The organism is Phenylobacterium sp., from assembly GCF_044372605.1.
Lineage (GTDB): Bacteria > Pseudomonadota > Alphaproteobacteria > Caulobacterales > Caulobacteraceae > Phenylobacterium.
Map to the genome: position 1 here is coordinate 1 of NZ_JBILRO010000330.1, position 2,871 is coordinate 2,871.

Consider the following 2,871-nt stretch of genomic DNA (forward strand, 5'->3'; position numbering starts at 1 on the left):
TGCGAGCCAAGAAATCCGATGTCGCCTGAGTTCTCGCCCGCCGAGATGGAGCAGTTGATCCGGCGCTATTTCGCCGCATGCAACGCCGCAGACCTCGTGGCCTTAAAGGACTGCTTCACGCCCGACGCCGTGCACTACTTTCCTCCGGGGCTGCCCGACGTGCCGTGGGTGGGCGCTGAGCGAATCGCCGAAGGTTGGATCTGGTGTGTCGAAACCTTAGGCTCGGTATGGACCATCGAGAGAATTCTCTGTTCGGCTGCCTCGCCCGAGGCCGTCATCGAGTGGACACACTGGAAGACCAAGAGCGGCACGGCGCTGCGCGGCGACGAGTGGTACGTTTTCGACAACGCGACGCGGCGCATCAGGGAAATCCGAGCCTTCTACGCCTCTCCTGCCACCCGGGACACGCCGGTCAACGAACTGTCCGGATTCGACTACGCGGGCCGCGGCTATAACCTTGCCGCCCCTGTCCTGAGCCGGCCAGGGAGCCCGGCATGAACTTCGTAATTGTCGCCCACGACGGCCGCGACGAGGGCGCGCTTAAGCGACGCCTTTCGTGCCGCGCCGAACACATGGCCGGGATCAAAGCCGGCAAGGCTGACGGCACGATCGTCGATGGCGGCGCCATGCTCGACGACGCCGACCGCATGGTCGGTTCGGTGGTGCTCTGCGAGTTTCCCGACCGCGCCGCCCTGGACGAGTACCTAGGGCGCGAAGTCTACGTAACGCAGGGCGTCTGGGCCGACATAACCGTGCACAAGATACGCAGGATCGACTGGGCGTCGTTGATGTCAGACTGATCGGCGACCGCCGCCCGGCTGTCGGCTTGAAAAACTCCCCACCTCAGCGCGCCCAGGCAGTGGCGGAGAAATATCAGCCTCTAACTGCCTGCTCCTCGCTCAGTCGCAACAGACTTTTTGTCGGTTTCGACTGGAAACGTCCCTCTCGAACTGCGCCACCGTCCGACGCTGCTCGGCCCAAGAAAGCGGAAGGCGGCCCAGCGGCGCCGACTGGATCTCCCCACTCAAGATCCGCTGCTGGATGTCGGGCGCCAGAAACGCGAACTCTGCTAAGGCTCGCTTTCGAGGAGATGTCGGCGCTCTGGCCTTGAGCATCGGCCGAATGCTGTCGGGCTTCACCCCGCAGGCGCGCAGAATGGAATGACCGTTGCGTAGCCATTGGACGAGTTTGACGTTCGGTCTGACGTACGGCGGCAACGGCGAGCCGCATTGAGTGCTTAGCCACTTGCGCCCTCCCCTCATCACCAACCGTATAGGCAGCAGGATCCGGAGCAATCCGGCGTGCGATGGGTCCGTAAGCACCTGCTCGGTCGGCTGCAGAATTCGGCGCACTTGGATCAGCGCGCTCGCTGGCGACATCGCTCCTGGCAGCGCACCTGTGCGGATGACTGTACGTCGTCAGAAGTTTTGGGACAGTCGTGGCGCGGATTTAGCGGAGGGTTGGCCTCATCTGGGGTTGATATCTAGGCGGCGATTTTGCGGTGCTGCAAGGGAACTGACAACTTAACTCCGGTAGCCCGAGGAAGCCCCCTCCCCGTTGCCGAGATCACGCGGCGGCGGCAGCAGCCGTCCACGCGCGGTGAGCCTCGGCCCGGAACTGGCGAAGGGTCGATCGGCCGATCAAATGGGGCTGGAGGTTGAAGGTGTTGTAGATCGGACCGTGGGTGGCGAGGAACCTCTGGGCTGAGCCCTGGGACTTGAACTTCTGCTGTTTTCTTTCTCGTCGTCGGATCGCCAGGTGGGAGTTCTCGGCCCGATTATTCTCCCGCATACCGCCAGGTCGGTGGACGCCCTTGAGGCCGAGCTCCCGCACCGCCGCGCCGTATGACGCCAGCTTGTCCGTGGTGATGGTCTCGGGGTGAATCCCCTGGTTCTTGAGCAGCCTCCTCAACAGCTTCAAAGCGGCGTGTTTGTTGCGCCGCTTCTGGACCAAAACGTCCAGAACTTCGCCCTCGTCGTCCACGGCGCGCCACAGCCACATCTTCTGTCCGCCGATCCGGACGTACATCTCATCCAAATGCCACCGGCCGGTTGGCAAACACCGGCGCCTTCGCAGGTTCGCGGCGATCTGCGGGCCGAACTTCAGCGTCCAGCAGCGGACCGTCTCATAGCTGACCTCGATGCCCCGCTGGGCCAGCAGTTCCTCGACGTCTCGGAAGCTCAGCGTAAAGCGGTAGTAGAGCCAGACGGCATGCCGGATCACAGCGGCTGGGAACCGGTGGCGTTTGAATGAGATCGGCTTCACGGGCGGCTCCATCCTGGCCACATGGCCATATCTGGAGACATCTTGCCGTTAGACTGACAGCACCGCGCTGACTATGCGGCGCGACGAGCGCGAATAGTCTGGATCTGGAGGCCGGGCCTTGGTGCCCGGGTGAGGAAACGAATACCCATTTCGTTCACCAAATCTTCCGCAGCCAGCAGCAGTGTGCGCGTGCTGTCGCGACCTATAATGAACCCAAGCAAGGCGCGTGAATTCGACAACACCGGTCTGCCGCCGTCGCCCGGCTGCCCGAACGCATGGCGTCCACGACCGCGGGCAAGGGCTGCACGATCGAAGACCACGTCGTTGCCGCTAGACACTAATATCGGATTGGAGATATCGCCGGTCAGAAAGCCGCCCGCCGACGGTCTTTCAGGTTGGTTACTGCGTCTTCCGACGACTTCCTCGGCGGGCTCTGTGGGCAGCTTTCGGATCCGCATCATTCCGGTCCCGAACACATTTTGCGGCAGATCGCGTGTGACAGCCGCCTGTTCGGTCATCGACAGAAGTTCGCGCGACACCGCGACCGTAAAGGTAGCCAGAACGAAGAGATGATCGAACGGAGCACCGGATGGCAGAACCGACTTT

4 protein-coding genes are annotated in these 2,871 nt (G+C 62.6%); 2 read left to right on the forward strand and 2 right to left on the reverse strand.

Features of this window, described 5'->3' with window-relative positions; genetic code table 11:
- Together ACIQ42_RS17720 and ACIQ42_RS17725 are read left to right on the forward strand one after the other, a co-directional pair.
- Positions 1-498, forward strand: a 498-nt coding sequence (locus ACIQ42_RS17720; protein WP_397423549.1) for a nuclear transport factor 2 family protein, incomplete at its 5' end; no start/stop codon positions are given.
- Positions 495-800, forward strand: coding sequence for a YciI family protein (locus ACIQ42_RS17725; protein ID WP_397423550.1), 306 nt, complete (start codon positions 495-497; stop codon positions 798-800). The genes ACIQ42_RS17720 and ACIQ42_RS17725, both read left to right, overlap by 4 nt.
- Before the next feature lie 766 nt (positions 801-1,566).
- On the opposite strand, the gene ACIQ42_RS17730 is transcribed toward ACIQ42_RS17725, so the two are convergent.
- Together ACIQ42_RS17730 and ACIQ42_RS17735 are read right to left on the reverse strand one after the other, a co-directional pair.
- Entirely contained in the window at positions 1,567-2,265 is a 699-nt protein-coding gene (locus ACIQ42_RS17730) for an IS6 family transposase (protein ID WP_397423551.1), read from the reverse strand.
- Between the two features lie 71 nt (positions 2,266-2,336).
- A partial coding sequence (locus tag ACIQ42_RS17735; protein ID WP_397423552.1) for a hypothetical protein occupies positions 2,337-2,871 on the reverse strand: 535 nt, incomplete at its 5' end.

Excerpts from the sequence above, each read along its gene's own strand:
- ACIQ42_RS17725 (WP_397423550.1), top strand. The coding sequence starts at position 495 with ATGAACTTCGTAATTGTCGCCCACGACGGCCGCGACGAGGGCGCGCTT.